At 67.5% G+C, this 19,556-nt stretch carries 16 protein-coding genes; 7 read left to right on the top strand and 9 right to left on the bottom strand.

The features are described 5' to 3' along the window. Window positions 1–107 precede the first annotated feature (107 nt). From AC20117_RS04135 to AC20117_RS04120, 4 genes are all read right to left on the bottom strand, one after another. Complete coding sequence (locus AC20117_RS04135) at window positions 108–563, bottom strand: SRPBCC family protein (RefSeq protein WP_074700863.1); 456 nt, start codon at window positions 561–563, stop codon at window positions 108–110. Then, a complete protein-coding gene (locus tag AC20117_RS04130) occupies window positions 556–897 on the bottom strand; it encodes an ArsR/SmtB family transcription factor (RefSeq protein WP_074700864.1) in 342 nt (113 codons plus the stop codon). Before AC20117_RS04130 ends, AC20117_RS04135 begins: the two co-directional genes overlap by 8 nt. 159 nt (window positions 898–1,056) lie before the next feature. Further along, entirely contained in the window at window positions 1,057–2,244 is a 1,188-nt protein-coding gene (locus AC20117_RS04125) for a M14 family zinc carboxypeptidase (RefSeq protein ID WP_211482305.1), read from the bottom strand. A gap of 186 nt (window positions 2,245–2,430) precedes the next feature. Next, entirely contained in the window at window positions 2,431–3,684 is a 1,254-nt protein-coding gene (locus tag AC20117_RS04120; RefSeq protein ID WP_074700865.1) for an ROK family protein, read from the bottom strand. 104 nt (window positions 3,685–3,788) lie between these two features. Here AC20117_RS04120 and gap point away from each other — a divergent pair, with 104 nt between their 5' ends. The 6 genes from gap (at window position 3,789) to AC20117_RS04090 (ending at window position 10,703) form a co-directional block, all read left to right on the top strand. Beyond that, the gene (gene gap / locus AC20117_RS04115) at window positions 3,789–4,808 is read left to right on the top strand and encodes a type I glyceraldehyde-3-phosphate dehydrogenase (protein ID WP_074700866.1); all 1,020 of its coding nucleotides are present in this window, start codon (window positions 3,789–3,791) and stop codon (window positions 4,806–4,808) included. Between the two features lie 169 nt (window positions 4,809–4,977). Next, a complete protein-coding gene (locus AC20117_RS04110; RefSeq protein ID WP_101632529.1) occupies window positions 4,978–5,694 on the top strand; it encodes a DUF2637 domain-containing protein in 717 nt (238 codons plus the stop codon). A 269-nt stretch (window positions 5,695–5,963) separates the two neighbouring features. After that, window positions 5,964–7,457: a GntP family permease gene (locus tag AC20117_RS04105; protein WP_074700867.1), complete on the top strand. Its 1,494-nt coding sequence runs from the start codon at window positions 5,964–5,966 to the stop codon at window positions 7,455–7,457. A gap of 46 nt (window positions 7,458–7,503) precedes the next feature. Then, entirely contained in the window at window positions 7,504–8,754 is a 1,251-nt protein-coding gene (locus AC20117_RS04100; RefSeq protein WP_074700868.1) for a CaiB/BaiF CoA transferase family protein, read from the top strand. Continuing rightward, window positions 8,751–9,713, top strand: coding sequence for a hydroxymethylglutaryl-CoA lyase-like TIM-barrel protein (locus tag AC20117_RS04095; RefSeq protein ID WP_074700869.1), 963 nt, complete (start codon window positions 8,751–8,753; stop codon window positions 9,711–9,713). The genes AC20117_RS04100 and AC20117_RS04095 overlap by 4 nt, the downstream gene beginning before the upstream one ends. Next, window positions 9,714–10,703, top strand: coding sequence for a 2-hydroxyacid dehydrogenase (locus AC20117_RS04090; RefSeq protein ID WP_074700870.1), 990 nt, complete (start codon window positions 9,714–9,716; stop codon window positions 10,701–10,703). Window positions 10,704–10,746: 43 nt separating this feature from the next. Here AC20117_RS04090 and AC20117_RS04085 read toward each other — a convergent pair whose 3' ends face one another. From AC20117_RS04085 to AC20117_RS04065, 5 genes are all read right to left on the bottom strand, one after another. Then, window positions 10,747–11,553: an IclR family transcriptional regulator gene (locus AC20117_RS04085; RefSeq protein ID WP_074700871.1), complete on the bottom strand. Its 807-nt coding sequence runs from the start codon at window positions 11,551–11,553 to the stop codon at window positions 10,747–10,749. A 43-nt stretch (window positions 11,554–11,596) separates the two neighbouring features. Continuing rightward, window positions 11,597–12,298: an alpha/beta fold hydrolase gene (locus tag AC20117_RS04080; protein WP_211482307.1), complete on the bottom strand. Its 702-nt coding sequence runs from the start codon at window positions 12,296–12,298 to the stop codon at window positions 11,597–11,599. A 123-nt stretch (window positions 12,299–12,421) separates the two neighbouring features. Next, entirely contained in the window at window positions 12,422–15,712 is a 3,291-nt protein-coding gene (locus AC20117_RS04075) for a heavy metal translocating P-type ATPase (RefSeq protein WP_257790780.1), read from the bottom strand. A 96-nt stretch (window positions 15,713–15,808) separates the two neighbouring features. Continuing rightward, window positions 15,809–16,318 (bottom strand): hypothetical protein, encoded by a 510-nt coding sequence (locus tag AC20117_RS04070; protein ID WP_074700873.1) that lies wholly within the window; start codon window positions 16,316–16,318, stop codon window positions 15,809–15,811. Window positions 16,319–16,375: 57 nt separating this feature from the next. Next, window positions 16,376–16,621 (bottom strand): heavy-metal-associated domain-containing protein, encoded by a 246-nt coding sequence (locus AC20117_RS04065; RefSeq protein WP_074700874.1) that lies wholly within the window; start codon window positions 16,619–16,621, stop codon window positions 16,376–16,378. Between the two features lie 135 nt (window positions 16,622–16,756). Between AC20117_RS04065 and AC20117_RS24145 the strand changes: the two genes are divergently transcribed. Then, window positions 16,757–19,504, top strand: a complete 2,748-nt coding sequence (locus tag AC20117_RS24145; protein WP_074700875.1) for a helix-turn-helix transcriptional regulator — start codon at window positions 16,757–16,759, stop codon at window positions 19,502–19,504. Window positions 19,505–19,556 lie beyond the last annotated feature (52 nt).

Genomic DNA, 19,556 nt, shown 5'->3' with positions numbered 1-19,556 from the left:
AACGACGACGGCGCTTGGCTCCGCTGCGCACGGAACCAAGCGTCCGCCGTCGTTGTTTGGAACGATCGGAGCGGTGTCCCAGGGTCGCTAAGCCGGCAGGCTCCGGTTCACGCGAGGTGCTCGACCAGGCAGTCGAATGCCTCGTTCCAGCCGTCGTAGACAAAGCCGTCGCCCAGCTTGCCCTCGATGCCGCGCAGGTGGAACGTCATCTCGGTCCGATCGCCGGCGAGCTCGGCGAGAGTGACGGTGATGACGGGCACTTCAGACCGATCGTCGCCCGGACTGCCCCAGGTGAAGACCAGTCGCTCGGGTTCGACGACTTCCAAGTACTCCCCGGCGGTAGGGTACTCGCTGTTATCAGGGGCGATCATGTTGTACTCATAGCTGCCGCCGACGCGCAGGTCCACGCGCACAGACTCACGCGGCGTCCGGACCTCGCGCGGATGCCACCAATGCGCGGCTTCATCCGGGTTCGTCCACGCGCGCCAAATAACCTCGCGGGGCGCGTCGAAGACACGGGTAATGGTGAACTGTTTTTCCTGGGTTGTGGTCTGGTCAACCATCGGATGACCTCTCCTTCAGTTCGCGGAGCCGCTCGTCCAGCAGATCGAAACGCTCGTTCCAGAGACCACGGTGATGGTCGATCCAGACCGATGCGTCGTTGAGGGGTTCGGTGCGCAGGGTGCAGGTGCGCCATTGTGCGCTCGTGGTGCGTTCGATAAGCCCTGCATTCTGCAGCACGCGAAGGTGCTGCGAGATCGCCGGCCGGCTCATCGAGAAAGGCTCGGCGAGCTCACCTACGGTGGTTGGCCCCTGGCGCAGCCGCGACAGGATGGCCCTCCTTGTAGGGTCGGCGAGTGCCGCAAAAACAACACTCAGCTCGTCCGATGCGGCCACGTAAGCAACTCCTTAATTAATAAGTTCCTTAACTGTAAATCCGGTGAGCTGCACGGTCAATAGACGGAACAAGCAACGACGGCGGCGCTTGGCTCCGCTGCTCATGGAACCAAGCGTCCGCCGTCGTTATTTGACGGTGGGGGAACGGGTGTTCCCGGATTAGCGCGGCGGCTGAATTCCGGCGTAGTCCGTCTGGTAGCCGTTGACGGGCTGGTGCGGGATGTCTTCCCAGCGCTCGGCGTCGGCCTGCTGCACTTCGCCCGTGGCCAGACCCAGCAGCAGTTCCTTCATGGCCAGCACGTTCTGCCGGATGGACTTGCCGCGCGCCTTCTGGCCGAGGCTTCCGTCGGATGTGTTGCCGGACGTCTCGAAGAACACCACGGGATTGGAGTGCCCGTCCGGGTTGAGGTTCTGGTAGTCGAGGCCGAGCATCATGGCCGAAACCACACCGCCCTTAATGTCGATTTCGTAGCCGTTGCCCACCTGGTAGCGGTCCATGTTGATGGAGCCGTACTTGGCCAGCTGGTCGTAGACATAGACGTGCATCTGGCGGGTCAGCACGTCGTACACGCCGTTCTCGATGTTGGGCAGCGTGGGCCCGCCGGGCGCCAGCGAGATGCCCAGCGAGAGCGTGACATCATCGCCGGTTCCCCATTCCTCCTTCAAGCCCTGGTGGTGGATGTCGATCCCGAAGTCCGGCTTGACCTTGGTCCAGTATTCGTAGAATGCCAGCGACTCGTCCGCCACAAACCCGTCCGCCGTCCAGTCCCGGTTCAGGTCGATCCGCTGCTGCTTGCCGTCCGCGTCCAGTTCCGGGGCATCCGACTCCTGGTCCCAGAGCACCGTGTGGCGGATGTTCGCCTCCGAGCCGTCCGGATTGTACATCGGGATGAAGTGGAAGGTGAACTTCTCGCGCAGCAGCGAGTAGTCCGCGGAACCGTTGCTGCCCAGGTCCTTGAGCAGCGTCAGGATCGAGTCCGTGCCGTAGGGCTCGTTGCCGTGGATCCGGCCCTGCACCCAAACATGTTCCTCGCCGCTGCCGACCGTGGCCACATACAGGTCGCGGCCCTGCTCCGAGGTGCTGACCTGCGTGCCGGCTTCTTCCAGCGTGAAAGCGTTCACACCGTAGCGGCTGGTCTGCTCGAGCTTCTGCAGCTCGGCCACCACATCCGAGTAGGTGAGGATGCTCGAAATGTTGGTCTGCCCCTCGGGCGAGGGGAAGTTCGCGTCGGCCGCAGCCGGGGCCAGCGAACCGAAGGGGAGTACGACGGCGATGGCTGCGGCGGCTGCGAGAGTGCGGTACCGCTTGGGCCGGGAACCGTGCTGAAGCTTGGGGTAGTGCGTCACTGCATGTCCTCCAAAGGTTAGGCGAATGATCGCGCCGCCCGGTTGGGGCCGGGCAGCGCGAGGCCATTGGTTGGGAAAAACCAATGGCCAAATTCGAACCTAATCGACCGCCCGCAGATCTGCCAGAGCCGAGGTGCGTCAGCAGACGTTCTGCACGAAAAAAGCCGTTGCCGCCGGGCAAATGTCTTACAAGCCGGCTCCCTGTCCGGCTCCCTGTCCGGCTCCCTGCCCGGCTCCCTGCCCGGCGCCGACCGGAGTGAGCGCCAGCGCGTTGTCTTCCACGTAGGCCAGCGCGAGCCGGACCGCACCGGTCGCGACAATGGCATCGCCCAACTCGGAGACGGCGACGCGCGGCGGGGTCCCGGTCAGCCGCGGAAGTTCCGCGTTGATGGTCGGCAGCAGGGCGGTGGCCGAGGCAGAGACGGCGCCGCCGATGACCACCAGTTCCGGGTTGAGGAAGGTGCCGAGCAGGGAGATGACGCGCGCCATGCGGCGGCCGATGCGCTCCAAAATCTCCTGCGCGACGGGGTCATCCTTGGCCGCTGCCTCAAAGACGAACCTCGCGGAAACACGTGGGGTGTGCGGCCCCACCAGGTCCCGGATCAGCGTCGGCTTGCCTTCGGCCAGCGCGGCGGTGCCCCAGTGCCGGGCGAGCCGGGCGATGCCATCCTGGCTGCCGACGCCGTCGACTAGTTCCAACGTGCCTACTTCGCCGGCGCCGCCGTTGCTGCCGTGGAGCAACCGGCCGGATTCGATCAGGCCGGTACCGAGGCGTTCGCCGGCCAGCATGACGGCAAGGTCGTCGACTCCGGCGCCGACGCCGCGCCAGTGTTCGCCGAGGGCGGCCAGATTCGCATCGTTCTCCAGCAGGACCGGCCAGCCGTGCTCTTGCCACAGTTCCGTCTGCAGGCCGATGTCGAAATGCTCGCTCAGCTGCAGGCCCTTGGTGATGTTGCCGTGGCGGTCCACTGCAGTGGACAGCCCGATCCCGACGGCGAGAACGGCCGAGTGCGGCAGGCCGGCCTCCGCCAGGGCGCGATCGGCCGTGCGGGCAATGGTGGCACGCCGTTCGGCCTCGTCGGCGGTCTTGCTGAAGCGCTCCGCGGCCCGGCCGAGCATCTGCCCGGTGAGCCCGGCGACCAGCACCGTGACGGTGGCCAGACCGACGTCGAGCCCCAGGACGCACCCCGCGGAAGCGTTGAACTCGAACCGGCGGGCGGGTCGGCCCTTCTGCGAACCGGAGCTCCGGTCGCCCTCCAGTTCGCGCACCCAGCCACGGCGGATCAGGTCGTCGCAGACCGCAATCACGGTGGCCCTGGTCAAGCCGGTGGCCTCGATCAGGTCCGTTCCCGTCATCGCCCCGGCGTCGCGCATGACCTCCAGGACAGCCTTGAGATTGGTCCGCCGCAAGGCCTGCGGGGTGCTGGCTGTCTTGTCCACGAAAGTTCCTCTTGACGTCGGGCCGGTTGTTCCAGACAATAGTAATGGAGTTTAAATTTAGACAGTAAATAAATAGCGCTTGCCGCGCTTGAAGGAGACCTCCCATGACCACTCGAATTGGAATCAACGGTTTCGGACGCATCGGCCGCAATTTCTTCCGCGCCGCTCTGCAGCAGGGCAAGCTGGGCGCAGACCTTGAGATCGTAGCGGTCAATGACCTCACCAGTCCCGAGACGCTGGCCCACCTGCTCAAGTACGACTCGGTCACCGGCAGGCTCGCCGCCGAAGTACGCGTGGAGGGCGGCAACCTGGTGGTCGACGGCAAGACCGTCAAGGTGCTGGCCGAGCGCGATCCGGGCAACCTGCCCTGGCGTGAACTGGGCGTGGACATCGTGGTCGAATCCACCGGCTTCTTCACCAACGCCGCGGATGCCGAGAAGCACCTGGTCGCCGGCGCCCGCAAGGTCCTGATCTCCGCCCCGGCCACCGGCGAGGATCTCACCGTGGTCATGGGTGTCAACGACGGGCTGTACGACGACGCCGCGCACAACATCATTTCCAACGCCTCCTGCACCACCAACTGCCTGGGCCCGCTGGCCAAGGTGCTGAACGACAACTTCGGCATCGAGCACGGCCTGATGACCACCATCCACGCCTACACCGCGGACCAGAACCTGCAGGACGGCCCGCACAAGGACCTGCGCCGGGCCCGCGCCGCCGCGCTGAACATGGTGCCCACCTCCACCGGCGCCGCCAAGGCCATCGGCCTGGTGCTGCCGGAGCTGAAGGGCAAGCTGGACGGCTTCGCTATCCGCGTCCCCGTCCCCACCGGCTCCGCCACTGACCTGACCGTCACCGTGGGCCGCGAGGTTACCGCCGCGGAAGTCAACGCCGCCTACCAGGCCGCCGCGGCCGAAGAGCAGTGGGCCGGCATCTTGTCCTACACCGATGAGCCGATCGTCTCCTCGGACATCGTCACCGATCCCGCCTCTGCCATCTTCGATTCGGGTCTGACCAAGGTCATCGGCAACCAGGTCAAGGTCGTCGCCTGGTACGACAATGAGTGGGCTTACTCCAACCGCCTCGTGGATCTGACCTCGCTGGTGGCGTCCAAGCTCTCCTAGTTTCAATTTTCAAAGCACGACGTCGGGTGCCTGGCTCACAAGAGCCGGGCACCCGACGTCGTTCGCCCCAAATGCACGGCGCCTTGGTGTTGCCACAGTAGAATCTTCCGGGGCCGTCAGCGTCCCTGCCGGTCCGCCGGCACGGTTCAAGCAGAAGGCAGCCACGGACATGGCCAACAAGATTCCCAACGAGCCGCACAAGGCCGTCCTGAGGACCGCCGTCGGCGCCACGGTTTTGATCGCGATCGGCGCCTTCGTGCTTTCCTTCGCCGCCTTGACCGATCTGGCGCAGCGCTCCGGCATCGAACCACGCCTGGCCTGGATCTGGCCGATTATTGTGGACGGTATGATCGTCGCCTCCACGGTGGCCATCGTCGCGCTGAACGGCCATGGCCGCCGCGCGATGATCTACCCCTGGTCACTGCTTTTCTTCGGTGCCATAGTCTCCACGGCTGCCAACTCCGTGCATGCGATCCTCACCGTGGACAAGATGGCCTCGGGCATTCCGCCGATCGTGTCCGCGCTGGTTGCCGCGATGCCGCCGGTGGTGCTGCTGGCCATTACCCACTTGACCGTTCACATGTACCAGAAGCGCGCCGAAGTCGCCCAGCAGCGGGCCGAGGAAGAGGCTATTGCCGAGGCCGAAGCCGCCGCCCACGGCTACTACTACCACGAGTATGAGGGTGACTGGTCGGCCGAAGAATTGGTGCCTGCTGCCGCTCCTGCCGTTCCCGCCGCTCCGGTCGCCCCACCGCGGGTCGCCGCAGCTGAGCCTTACCGGACGCCGTCCGCCGGTCAGGTAAACAACGAAGGCCCGGCACCCCTCTACGACGAGACGGTCAGCGCCCTGGCAGCCGAAGACCCTGAAGCTCTGGCCCAGCGCTAGCTCCGCTGGTTACAGGATCTCGCACAGCAGCTTCACCTTTCTGATCGCGCCGGGACGCAGCAGATGGCCGGCATCCCGGATAACTAACAACGACGGCGGCACTCAGGCGGGATTCGATCCGCACCTGAGTGCCGCCGTCGTAATTCTTTGGTCTAAGTCTTGCAATGTGAGTCAGAACCCATAATATGGGACGAGTGCTGTGCTTCCCGTCACAGCGAAACTCGTACGCAGCCTCCAGTGCTGAAGGCTCGACTGAATGGATTCTTCCCATGTCCGATATGGCTATCTTGATCAACACTGCGGTGGCTGTGCTTGCCACCGTGGTGCTGATTGTCAGGTTCAAGGTCAACCCCGTCATTTCCCTGATCATCGGCTCCGTCTATCTTGGGCTCTCGGCTGGGCTCGGCGTAACCAAGACGGTGGAGACGATCACCGGCGGTTTCGGCGAAATCATGGTCGAGGTCGGCCTGCTGATTGCGTTCGGCGTGCTGATGGGTTCCATCCTGAACGAGACCGGTGCTATCCGCCGCCTGGTGGAGCACCTGCTGCACGTCTTCGGGCCCAAGCGGCTGCCCTACACCATGGGTCTGGCCATCGGCACCGCGCTGCAGTCCATCTTCCTGGACGTGCTGCTGGTGATTTCCGCTCCGCTGGCCCGCAAGCTGGCCCCGAGGATCGGCAAGCTGGGCACGGCGCGGATGGCCACGGCAATGGCGATCGCGCTCGAATGCGGCATCGTCTTCATGGTCCCGGGCGTCGCGGCGCTGGCATTGGCCGGCCTGCTGAGCGTGCCGCTGGGCAAGATGATGATCTTCGGCCTGATCCTGATCGTCCCCACCATCATCATCTCGATCGCCATCATGACCTTCCTGTTCCGCAGGGGCTTCTGGAACGAAGAGAAGGATGAGGACCACATCTACCTCGAGGAGGACGACGATACCTCCGCTCCGGGGACCGAAACGATTGCGGCCGGTACAGAAACCGGTGCCGGAAGCGGCAGCACCGGCAGCGGCACGGGCACTACAGGCACCACGGGCCGTTCCAACGGCGACGGCGCTACCGCTGAACCTGTCCCGGCCGGCGCTTCGGTCGCCGTCGCCGAGGCGGATAAGGAACGTGAAGCTCCGCTGCTGGTGCTCTTCGCCCCGCTGCTGGTCTCGCTGCTGCTCATCGGCGCCGGCGCGATCCTGGAAATCCTGAAGATCGAGATGGCCTGGCTGCAACTGCTGGGCGAGCCCGTCATCGCCCTGCTGATCGGCCTGATCGGCACCGGCATCATGGGCCGCTACACGGTAGGCCAGAAGCGGGTGGAAACCGCCATCGCCACGGGCTTCAAGGAAAGCGGACAGATCCTCATCCTGACCGGCGTCGGCGGCTCGCTCGCCGCAACCGTAGGCGCAGCGGGACTGGGCGACATCCTCGGCGGCTTCTTCTCTGCCAGCACGGTGGCTCCGCTGCTCGTGGTCTGGGGCATTGCCGCCCTGCTGCACATCGCCGTCGGCTCCGTGACCCTCTCGGCCATCACCGCCGCGGGCCTGCTCGCCCCGATCGCCCCGGCGCTTGGCATCGACCCCGTCCTGATCGCCCTCGCCGCCGGCGCCGGCTCGCTGTTCATGGTGCACGTCACCAGCAACACCTTCTGGCTGCTGCAGTCGCTGCTCGGCCAGAGCGTCCGGGGCGCCCTGAAGTCGGTGACGGTCGGCGTGTCAGTGGCGTCCGTCGTCGCAATTTTGTTGATCATGCCCATGAGCCTGCTCTTCTAGGCCGGATCCCGGCCACCAGACGTACTGCACTACCGAGGAAAGAGTTATGACACAGACACCCATCGCCCCGCTGGACGGCGTGCGCGTTCTTGAACTGGGCAACTACATTGCCGCCCCCACGGCCGGACGGCTGCTGGCCGATTTCGGCGCCGAGGTGATCAAGGTGGAGCGCCCGGGCACCGGCGACGAGCTGCGGAACTGGCGCCTGCACAAGGGCGACACGTCCATGCTGTACCGGACCATCAACCGAAACAAGAAGTCGGTGGTGCTGGATCTGCGCACGGACGCGGGCCGCCAGGCGGTGCTGGAGCTGGCAGCGAAGTCGGACATCCTGCTGGAGAACTTCCGGCCGGGCACCCTGGAGAAGTGGGGGCTGGGGCCCGAGGTGCTCAACGAGGCCAACCCGGAGCTGATCATCACGCGCGTCTCCGCCTTCGGCCAGACCGGCCCGCTGTCCGAACGCCCCGGCTTCGCCGCCGTGGCCGAGGCCTACAGCGGCTTCCGCAACCTCGTGGGGGACCCGGACCGTGCCCCGGTCCGGGTCGGTGTCTCGATCGGCGACTCGATCGCCGGCCTGTACGCCGCCTTCGGCTCCATGATGAGCCTTTTCCAGCGCGAAGCACGACGGCGGAGCTCGGGTTCCGCTGTGGCGTTGCCGGAGCGGATTATCGACGTCGCGTTGAACGAGGCAATGTTCTCGATGATGGAATCGCTCGTGCCGGACTACGAGGCGTACGGTGTGCGCCGCGAACGCACCGGCGGCCGGATGGAAGGCATTGCCCCGTCCAACGCCTACGTCTGCGCGGACGGTGCCAGCATCGTGGTGGCCGGCAACGGCGACGGCATTTTCCTGCGCTACATGGAAACCATCGGGCGCCCGGACCTGGGGACCGACCCCGGGCTGCAGTCCAACGCCCTCCGCTGGGCCCGGCGCGAGGAACTGGATGCGGCGATCGGCGACTGGGCCGCCGGGCTCCCGGCAGCGGATGCCCTCGCCGCGCTGGACGCCGCCGGCGTACCGGCCGGCCCCATCTACACGGCGGAGGACATCGTCGCCGACGACCAGTACGCGGCACGGAACATGATCCAGAAGTTCGACGTGTCCACCGGCGAGGAAGTGCTTTCCGACGTCGGCTTCCCGGGGATCGTGCCGGTGATCGGCGAGCAGTCGCTGCCCATCCGCAACCTCGGCCCGGATCTGGGCGAGAATACAGACGAAGTCCTCGGCGGACTGCTAGGCATGGACACCGAACAAATCAATGCGGCCTCGAGCCGCGAGGAGGCCCTGAAGGCATGAGTTTCACCTTGGAACCCCGCGCGGAACTGCGGGACGTCACGCTGCGCGACGGGCTGCAGCTGACCGGCAAGATGCTCTCCACCGAACGCAAGGTCGAGACCGTCCGCGAACTGCTGCGGCTGGGCGTACCGTCCATCGAGCTGGGCTCCATGGCGCGCGCAGATCTGGTGCCGACGATGGCCAACACGCTTGAAGTGGTGCAGGCACTGACGGCGGAAGAGCTGGAGAAATGCTGGATCTGGGTGGCAACACCGGGACACGTGGCCAAGGCCGCGGCGGCTGGGGCACGGAACTTCCAGTACTGCCTCTCGGCCTCGGACTCCCACAACCAGGCCAACATCGGCCGCAGCACCGACGCCAGCCTGGCCGCGCTGCCGGAGGCCGTGGCACATGCCCGCGCCGTCAACGGGCAGATCCAGCTCTGCATCGCCACCTCCTTCACCTGCCCGTTCGAGGGGATCGTACCGGAGGAACGGGTGCTCGCCATTGCCAATGACCCGCGGGCGGAAGGCACCTGCGACGTCGTTATTTGCGACACCCTGGGTCAAGCGGTCCCGGCGCAGGTTTCCAGCCTCATCTCTCGCGTGCGTGACGAGTCGCCGGCACGGCGCATCGTTTACCACGGCCACGACACCTGGGGCCTCGGCGTGGCGAACACGCTCGCTGCCATCGCGGCCGGCGCCACCCTGGTGGACGGGGCCTTGGGCGGGCTGGGCGGCTGCCCCTTCGCCCCGGGCGCCAGCGGCAACACCTCCACCGAGGACATCCTCTTCGCCACCCGGCCCGAGGGGCTGACGCCGGCCACCTTTGCCGGACTGGTTGACCTGTCCGAAAAGCTGCTGGCGGAACTGGGCGAGCCCAACCGCTCCAAGTCGGCCCAGGGTGCCCGCTCCAAAGCGGAAGCCTTCGAGTGGGTCATTGCCTCGGACCGCGAACCCGTATGCGACAGGGGGCTCTGAATGGGCAGCCGGTTTCTCGTCACCACACCCGTTCCCGCGCCCGGCCTGGAGCTGCTCGAGGCAGCCGGGCAGGTCACCGTCCTGCCGGAGCTGCCGGATTATGAAACGCTGGGCGAGCTCTGCGCCTCCGGCGATTACGACGTCGTACTGACGCAGCTGCGTGACCAGATGGACGCGCCGCTGTTATCGCAGGCGCGGCTGCGCGGCGTCTCCAACTACGCGGTGGGCTACAACAATATTGATGTGGACGCCGCCACGGCCAACGGCATCATGGTGGGCAATACGCCCGGCGTGCTCACGGACGCGACGGCGGATATCGCCCTGCTGCTGATCCTCGGGACTGCCCGGCGGGTAGTGGAGGCGGACCGACTCGTCCGCGAGGGGAATTTCCACGGCTGGGAGCCCGAGCTGATGCTGGGCCACGATGTGTCCGGCCGCGTCCTGGGGCTGGCCGGGTTCGGCCGGATTGCCCGTGCCACCGCCCGGCGCGCGCTGGGTTTCGGCATGGAGGTGATCTTCGCGCCGCGGCCGCCGGGGGACCGGCCGGTCAGCGACGAGGAGCTGGGCGAGTTCACCGGCAAGGTCCGGCAGGTGCCGTGGACCGAGCTGGTGGAGCGCAGCGACTTCCTCTCCGTCCACGTCCCGCTCAATGAGCAGACCCGGCACCTGGTGGATACCGATGTGCTGGAGCGGATGAAGCCCGGCGCCATCCTGATCAACACGGCCCGAGGCCCGATTGTGGACGAAGCCGCACTGGTTGAAGCTCTGCGGAACGGCACGATCGCCGGTGCCGGCCTGGATGTCTTCGAGGACGAGCCGCGGCTGGCCCCGGGCCTGGCCGAGCTGCCCAACACGGTCCTGCTGCCGCACGTCGGCAGTGCCACGGTGCCGGTGCGCAGCGAAATGGCGCGGCTGAGCGCGCTGAACGCGGTGGCCATGGCCGAGGGCCGGATCCCGCCACACGCCGTCAACCCGGACGCGTGGGCATGAGCATCCTGATCGCGCCGGACTAACGGGCGTGGAAAGTCTGCAGTCAGGCTTTTGGCTCGCCGGGGAAGCGTCCGCCGATGAGCCGCGTCATGCGTTCGGCGGTCTGCAGGAGGGTCTCCACCCAGTCCTCGCAGACCTGCCGGGGCATGCGCATGGTCGGGCCGCTGATCGTCACGGCGCCGACCAGGCCGGCCGCGGAGTCGAAGACTGGGGCGGACAGGCCTGAGGCCCCGGTCTCGCGCTCATCGGTGGTGATGGCAAAACCATCGGTTCGGGTCTGTTTTACTACTGTCTCGAGGTCTTCGGAACTGGTGATCGTGGACTCGGTGAGCGGCGGCAGCGGGTTCTTGACCAGCTCGGCCAGCAATTCCGGATCCCACGCCAGCAGCACGCGCCCGGCCGATCCAGCATGCAGAGGCAGGATCTTTCCCAAGTGCATCTCCCGCCGGAGTGCGTGCCGCGTTTCCGCCAGAGCAACGCAGACACGGTAGTGCTGCTCGGCACGGAAGAAGCAGGCCGTCTCGCCCGTGGTGTCGCGCAGGTCCTTCAGCAGCGGGCTGATGACGTCGAGAACAGCTTTGCCCCGCGTCGCCGGCGCCGCCCAATACGCCATTTTGAGGCCGATCCGGTAGGCATCTTCCTCGCGGTCAAGGAAGCCTTGGGACGTCAGGTTGGTGACCAGCCGCTGCACGGTGGACGTCGGCATGCCGGTTGCCTCACGGATATCGGCCAGCGTCAGTACCGGCCGCGTCAGGGAGAAGGCATCGAGGATCGACGTGATTTTCCCCAGCACAAGCAGCGGATTGTTGGTCGACTTTGCTGGCAGTTTTTCAGCGGGCTCCCCTGACATAAGACTTACGCTAGACGCTGGCCTGAGGGCAGTCCAATGGTGCTTATTTTGAGTCGTTAGAAGGCGCGGCCAACACCTCTGCCAGGAAATCCAGGACGATCGGGCTGGCGACCTCGCGGCATTCTTCGAAGTACGCGTGGCGTCCGCCGGGAATGATGCGCACTTGGGCGTTGGGGATCCGGCCGGCCAGGAGATCGGCATTGGCCGGCGGAACCATCAAGTCGTCGCTGCCGTGCAGGACCAGGGTGGGAACCGCGATGGCGCCCAACTGGTCCCACGCGTCGTGACCGTTGCTTGCCCGCCGGTGGCCCAGCCGAGCCTGGGGAGTCTTTGCTTCACCCAAGGTGGCATAGGGGCCGGGGCGCTCGGCCGTCCAGGCGGACGAATACATGAGGTCGGTCAGGAGTGCTTCCTTGGACGCCGGATCTGCGATTCGGGAGCTGATCTCCTTGGGCATCCGGAGCGTGTTCGGCCCTCCGGTAGAGGAGCAGCCGATGACGAGGGAGTTGACGCGGGCAGGGTGGCGCAGTGCCAGTTGCTGCGCCACCTTTCCGCCCATGGACGTGCCGTAGACGGCGCTCGATTCGATCCCCAGATGGTCCAGCAGTGCCGCGGCATCATCGGCGAACCTGCCGAGCGAATAGCCCGAGGCGGGCGCGTCGCTGCCGCCGGTCCCCAGATAGTCGAAGCGGATGACCAGATGGTCGGACTCGAAATCGGCGACGATCGGATCCCACCAGCCCATCCCGTTACCCTGACCACTCAGCAGCAGAAGAGGTGTGCCCTGGCCGCTTGTTCGGTAGGCAACGGCAAGGCCATCAGGACAGGTGAATTTCGGCATGATCATTGAGAATACCGCCAGCCGCGCTCATCCATTGCCGTCGTCGGTGACCTGGACCGTGAAGGGCGCCGTGATCACGCGGTCATCCGGCAGCCGGAACTGGCCCCACAATCGGTAGAGGCCCGGCTTGTCGAAGTGGGCGTGGACGGTGAGTTCGGGTCCGAACTGCTGGCCGGGCAGGGCGAAGACCGGATTGCCGTCGGCGTCTTCGACGTCGGCGTGTTCGTGCGCGAACTCCTCGCCGGCCGCGTCCATGATCACTACGTGTCCGGCTGCCGCCAGATACGGCTTCAGGCTGCTGATTGGCCGACCCGTGGCGGCATCGGCGAAGGTGAAGGAGAGCTCGCTGGTCTGTCCGGCCGTTGCCTCGCCCTCCAAGATGACGCGGACGCCGTCGTTAATCTGGGTGCGCGGGCTTTCTGTGAGCGTTTCCGGATTCGGGGTGGCGGTGCCGCCGACGCGCAGCTGCTGGTCGGCATGGATGTCCTGCATCTGGCCCTGCCTGCGGAACTCGGTGTTGACCAGGTAGTTGCCGGTGGTGGGGAAGGTGAGTTCGACGGCGAGCTGTCCCGGTTGGCCGGTCGGCTCGGGGTGGACGTGGGCGAAGCTGCCCAGATCGTCGCGGGTGACAATCAGGTGCATCCAGACTTCGTGGCTCAGGCCCAGGTCCTTGAGCGGCGCACCGGTGGTGGCGTCGGTGAGCTCCACCAAAACCCGGGTGGGTTCGCCGGGCCGCGTGGCTGCGGGTACGTCGAGCCGGACGTTGACGTCGGCTTCCTCGGCGGGGAGCGGGTCGACGTCGGTGGTCATCATGGTGCTCATGGCCGGGCGCATCGGCATGCCGGTGGACTGGGTCCAGGCGAGCACGCCGTTCATGCCGCGTTGCGCCGCGTCGGTGTGGCTGAGCAGGGTGAAGGCGGTTCCCAGTGCGACGGCGACGGCGGCCACACCGGTGAGGTAGGCGTACTGGCCGACCCGCGCACGCAGCGGCGGATGCAGGATCTCCTGCACGCCGGCTGGGCGGCGGAAGCCGCGCAGGCGCAGGGCGTTGGTGACCACGCTGACCGAACTCATTGCCATCGCCGCCGAGGCCAGGATGGGGTCCAGCAGGATCCCGCCGGCGAAGTGCAGCGCCCCGGCCGCCACCGGGATGAGCAGCGCGTTGTAGGCGAAGGCCCAGAACAGGCCCTGCTTGATGGTGGCGACGGTGCGTCGGGAGAGGGCGATCGCGGACACGAAGCCGCGCAGGTCCCCACCCACCAGCGTGATGTCCGAGGCGGCGATGGCGACGTCGGTTCCGGTGCCGATGGCGATGCCCAGATCCGACTGCGCCAGTGCGGGAGCATCGTTGATGCCGTCACCGGCCATGGCGACAACGTGGCCCTCGCGCTGCAGGGCGCTGATCCGGTCCGCCTTTTCGCCGGGCAGGACCTCGGCCATCACGTGCTCGATCCCGACGGACCGGGCTACCGCGGCGGCGGTGGCGGTGTTGTCGCCGGTCAGCATCCAGACCTCGACGCCGAGCGCCTTCAGCTGGGCGATGGCCTCGGCGGATTCGGGCCGGATGCTGTCCGCGACGGTGAGCAGCGCGGCGGGCTCGCCGTCGATGGCGACGTACACCGGGGTTTGGCCTTGCCGTGCGGCCTCGGCGGCAGCGGCGTCGAGCCGGGCAACTGCGGTGCCCAGGCGGCCAGCCGAAACCACCAGCGCTCGGTTGCCGATCAGGATGTGCCGGCCGGCCACCTCGGCATCGATACCGTGGCCCGGCAGTGCCTCGAACTTCTCGGCTTCCGGCAACTCCAGACCCCGCTCCGCCGCGCGCTCGCGGGCTGCGGCAACAATGGCTTCACCGAGCGGGTGCTCGCTGCCGCGCTCGGCCGCCCCCACCAAGGCGAGGATTTCGTCGCGGTCCCAAGCCCCCGCCGTCGTAATTTCGGTCAGTCGGGGACGGCCGGTGGTGATCGTGCCGGTCTTGTCGAGGACGACGGCGGTCAGCCGGCGGGCCTGTTCGAGCGCTTCGCCGTTGCCGATCAGGATGCCCAGCTCGGCCGCCTTGCCGGTGCCCACCATGACGGCCGTCGGGGTGGCGAGGCCCAGCGCGCACGGGCAGGCGATGATGAGGACGGCGATCGCGGTGCCGATGGCCAGCGTCAGCCGGCCGGTGTCCGGACCGAACAGCGCCCAGCCGGCGAACGTGCCGGCGGCGATGAGCAGCACCGCGGGGACAAACCACGCGGAAACCTTGTCGGCCAGCCGCTGCATCGGCGCCCGCGAACCCTGCGCGTCCTCGACCAGGCGGATGATCTGTGCCAGCGCGGTGTCGGCGCCCACGGCGGTGGCGCGCAGCACCAGGGAGCCGGTCCGGTTGATGGTCCCGCCGATGGCGGTGTCGCCGGGCCGCTTGTCCACCGGCATGCTCTCGCCGGTCAGCATGCTCTCGTCCACCGCGGACGCGCCTTCGGTGACCACGCCGTCGACCGGAACTTTTTCGCCCGGGCGGACCCGCACTAGATCACCAACAACGACGTCGTCCACGGGCACATCCAGCTCGACGCCGCCGCGGATCACGCGCGCCGTTTTGGGCGACAGTCCGGCCAGCGCCTTGATCGCCGCGGCTGTCTGCTTCTTCGCCCGGCCCTCCAGCCACTTGCCCATCAGCACCAGTGCGATGATGACCAGCGACGTCTCGAAGTAGACGTGCAGCGGCAGGCCCTGGCTCTCGGCCACGCCCGGCCACAGGGTGACGAAGGCGCTGTAGCCGTACGCCACCCCGGTTCCGAGGGCCACGAGCGTGTTCATGTTGGTACTGCGGTGCCGGGCGGCGGCCCAGGCTGCGGCGTAGATCCCGCGGCCGGCCCAGAACTGCACCGCGGTGGCGACCACCAGCAGCAGCGGCATCAGCCAGTCCATCGCATCGATCGGCAGCGGCACATACATCACCGCCATCAGGGACAGCCCGGCCGCCAACGCGACCTGCCACTTCCGCTTGAGTCCGGCAAGTTCCGCGTCGCGGCGGGCCTCCCTGTCATCATCAACGGACGACGGCGGCTCCGGCACCTTCCGTACGTCGGGCGCCGGCGTCTGGGGGAGCTGCCGGAGGCTGCCGGTGTAGCCGGCCGCGATGACCGCGGCGGTGAGGTCCTCGAGCCCGACCGCGTCCGGGTTGTACGAAACCCGGGCCGCTTCGGTGGCGAGGTTGACGTGGGCGGAGGCCACGCCGTCGAGCTTTGTCAGGGCTTTTTCCACCCGGCCTACACAGGAGGCGCAGGTCATGCCGCCGATCTCGAGCGTGCATTCAGCCAGAACCGAGGTACTCACGGTCATTCCTTTCGGTCTGTTTTGTTCAAGGGGTTGCGCCGGGCAGCGGCTACTTCGGTAAGCAGCGGCAGCCCGGCGGGGAAGCGGTGGGCCGGCTCAGGCGTGTTTGTGCGCGTGGTGCTCGTGGGCCTGGTCGGCGGAGTGGCGGTGGTGCGCATGGTCCTGGGTGTATTCGTCCAGCCGCAGCAGCATCGCGATGGCCATCGCCGGCAGCATCAGCAGGTGCCCGGCGGCCATCACAGTATGGCCGTCGATCGCGCCCATCCAGAGCGGGACGAAGAGCACGATGAACGGCAGGTACATGGCCGCGCCCATCTCGATAATCGGTGCCCAGCCGTGCCCGCGGAACTTCATCCAGGCGCCCATCGCCACGGTCATGTTCGTCGCCATGACCAGTGAGGCCACATCCGGCCGGTCGAACACGGCGGAGACACCGGCGGCGCGGGTCAGCCAGTTCCAGACCGGGCCGAGGACGACCATGCCCAGGATCATGGCGACCACCATTTCCAGGTAGTGCCGAGTGAAAAGCCAGATACGCCTGCCGCGGCTGGTGGTGGGGGACGTGGTGGTCGTGCTGGTGGAGGCGTGCAGTTCGGTGTTGTTCATTGTTTTACCTTTGAAGATTGTGGAGGTGAGGAGGGGAGCAGCAGGAGGGGCGGGCGGTCAGATGAGGGTGTAGCCGGCCTCGGTCACTGCGGCGGCGACGTCGTTGCGGGCCAGCGGACGCTGGCTCGCTACGGTGACCGCCCCCGAGGAAAGGTCGACGTCGACGCCGGTCACCGACGCCAGGCTGCCGATCTCGGTCTTGACCGCGGTCTCGCAATGCCCGCAGGACATGCCGGCTACCTGGTAGGTGGTTCGGATCAGCTGGCCTTCGTCCGGCTGGCTGCGGCGGAAGCGGAGGGACATGGTTGCTCCTTGGTGAGATGTGCTTTGAGTTTTGGTTTTTCCGGTTTTCGGTAGGTCGATCTTCCGGCTCGGGAGGGGCAGTTCGGACCGGTAAAACCACCGGGTTTTCCCAACGGCCGTTGGTAGAATCGTGCGGTGATCCAGGGGAGGGCGCGGGAGCGCGCGGTCATTGTGGGGCTGATCGAAGAAGCCCGCACTTCACGGGGCAACGCCCTTGTCATCCACGGCCTGCCGGGCGTAGGCAAGTCGACGCTGCTCAACGACGCCGTGACCGGGGCCGAGGGCCTGCGCGTACTGCGGACCCGGGGCATCGAGTCCGAATCCCCGCTGGCCTTCGCTGCGCTGCACCGGCTGCTGCGCCCAGTCATGTCCTACACAGACCGGCTCCCCGAACCGCAGGCCCACGCGCTGAAGGCCGCCTTCGGCGAAATCGCCACCGAGAGCGTGGACCGGTTCCTGATCTTCCTCGCCGCGTTGAGCCTGCTGGCCGAAGCCGCCGAGCACCAGCCCGTGCTGGCGGTCATCGACGATGCGCAGTGGCTGGACGACGTCTCGGCCGCGGCGCTGCTGTTCGTGGCACGCCGGCTGGACGCGGAGCGGGTGGCGGTGCTGTTCGCCGCCCGCGACGGCGACGAGCGCCAGTTCGACTACGGCGACCTGCCGGCATTGGCGCTGGCGGGCGTTGATGAGCAGACGGCGGCAGAGCTGCTGGCCGAGCATTCCGGCGTCGTTGTTCCGGCCGAAGTCACCGGCGAGCTGGTGCGCAGCACCGCCGGCAATCCGCTGGCCCTGGTGGAGCTGGCCGGGTCCTTGTCGCCCGAACAACTGGCCGGAACGTCGGGACTGCCGCACCATCTGCCGCTCACCGCCGGCGTGGAGCGGGCCTTTCTGGACCGCTGCCGGCGCTTGCCGGAGCACGCGCAAACCTGGCTTCTCGTGGCAGCGGCGGACGACGCCGGCCAGCTCACCACCGTGCGGCAAGCAGCCAAGGCGCTGGGCGCGGGCGACGACGCGCTCGATGCGGTGGAACAATCCGGCCTGCTGAAGGTCGCGGACGGGAGGCTGCAGCTGCGCCATCCGCTGGTCCGCTCGGCCGTCTACGGTTCCGCCAGGGCCTACCGGCGCCGGCAGGCCCACGCTGCACTGGCGGAGGTGCTGGCCCAGGAGCACAGCCCGGACCGCCGGGTCTGGCATCTGGCCGCGGCTGCGGAGGACGACGACGAAGCGGTGGCCGCCGAACTGGACCAGGTGGCCGAAAGGGCGCGCAGCCGCGGCGGGCACGAGGCCGCCAGCGCTGCCTGGGAACGCGCCGCGGAGCTGACCCTCGACGCCGAAGCCAAGGCACGGCGTTTGTATGAGGCGGCCGGCAGCGCGTGGCTGGCGGGACAGGCTGCCCGTGCCCGGACCCTCAGCGACGCCGCGGTAGCCATGGCCGGAAGCCCGGGACTCCGCGCAGACGCGGTTCGTCGTCGTGCCCGGATCGAGTGGAACACCGGTTCTCTCCAGTTGGGCCACCATATGATCCTGCAGGGCGCCCGCGATGTAGCCCAGGCGGATCCTGTGCGTGCGCGGGAAATGGCGATGTTCGCCGCCGCGCTTGCTTCCTTCGGCGGCGACTCCGGCATCGGCATCACGCCCGTCGACGTCGCGGTCCCTCCGGAGGCCGGCGCGCCCGCCCGGGAGCACAGCTTCTGGCACCTGCTGGTGGGCCTGCACCACGTGTCCCGCGGCGAGATGGAGCAGGGCGCGCCGGTGCTCAGGGCGGCCTTCGCCGACGGGGCGTCGCTGGAGAACGCGGACCAGGACCTGCTGCCCAACCTCGGCATCGCAGCCCTGCACTTGGGCGATGATGACGCCTCGCTGAAGTACCACAACCTGCTGCTGGCCCGGGCGCGCGGCACCGGCGCGCTGATCATGGTGCTCTACGCGCTGACCCGGCGGGCCGTCACCGATGTGGCCACCGGCAACTGGGACGAGGCCCGGGCCGGCGCGGCCGAAGCCCTGCAACTGGCCAACGGCACCGGGCAGCCGGGCCTGACCGCTTCACCACTGACGCTGCTGGCCCTGCTCGATGCCTTGCAGAACGACGACGGCTACGCGCGCCACCTGGCGGCGGCCGACGACGTTGCGGCGAACCATCCGCTGGGCATCGTCGCCGGCCTGACCCACGATCTCCGGTTGTGGGCCAAGGCCGTCCACAGCGGCCAGCCCGAAGCGGCCCACCATCATCTGGCCCAGCTGGAACTGCCGTTGACGCGTCGGCTGGCCGCCATCGACTTCTTCGAGTCCGCGATGGCAACCGGGCAGCAGGATGAGGCCGCCAGCCGGCTGGCGGACCTGGAGGAATTCGCCGCGGCCACGGGCAACGTCTGGGCGGCTGCCAGCACCGAGCACGGCCGCGCGTTGCTGGCCGACAACCCGGCCGACGCCGAAAAGCTCTACCAGTTGGCGCTGGAACACCACGCCTCGTCGCCGCGAGTATTCGACCGTGCCCGGACCCAGCTAGCCTACGGCCGGTTCCTGCGCCGGGAGCGCCGCCGGGTCGATGCCCGCGCCCAGCTGCAGGCCGCGATGGAAACCTTCGCTGACCTCGGCGCCGCCCGCTGGGAGGAACTCGCCGGCCAGGAACTGCGCGCCTCCGGCAGGACGGCACGCAAGCGCGATCCTTCCACCGCAGCAACGCTGACCCCGCAGGAACTCCAGGTCGCTGGCCTGGTCCAGCAGGGCATGACCAACCGCGATGTCGCCGCACGGCTCTTCCTCAGCCCGCGCACCATCGACTTCCACCTCCGCAACGTGTATGCCAAGCTCGGCATCAGTACGCGCGCCGAACTGATGCGCCAGCACCTGGGACGCGCCCCCGCCGTCGTCGTTGGTAGTTAGCAGCTGCCATTGCACCGTCGTTACCGGTGCCAAACCCGGTAATTTCGCCGGT

The sequence above is a fragment of the Arthrobacter crystallopoietes genome (assembly GCF_002849715.1).
Classification (GTDB): Bacteria; Actinomycetota; Actinomycetes; order Actinomycetales; family Micrococcaceae; genus Crystallibacter; species Crystallibacter crystallopoietes.
This window is presented reverse-complemented; position numbering and strand designations above follow the sequence as displayed.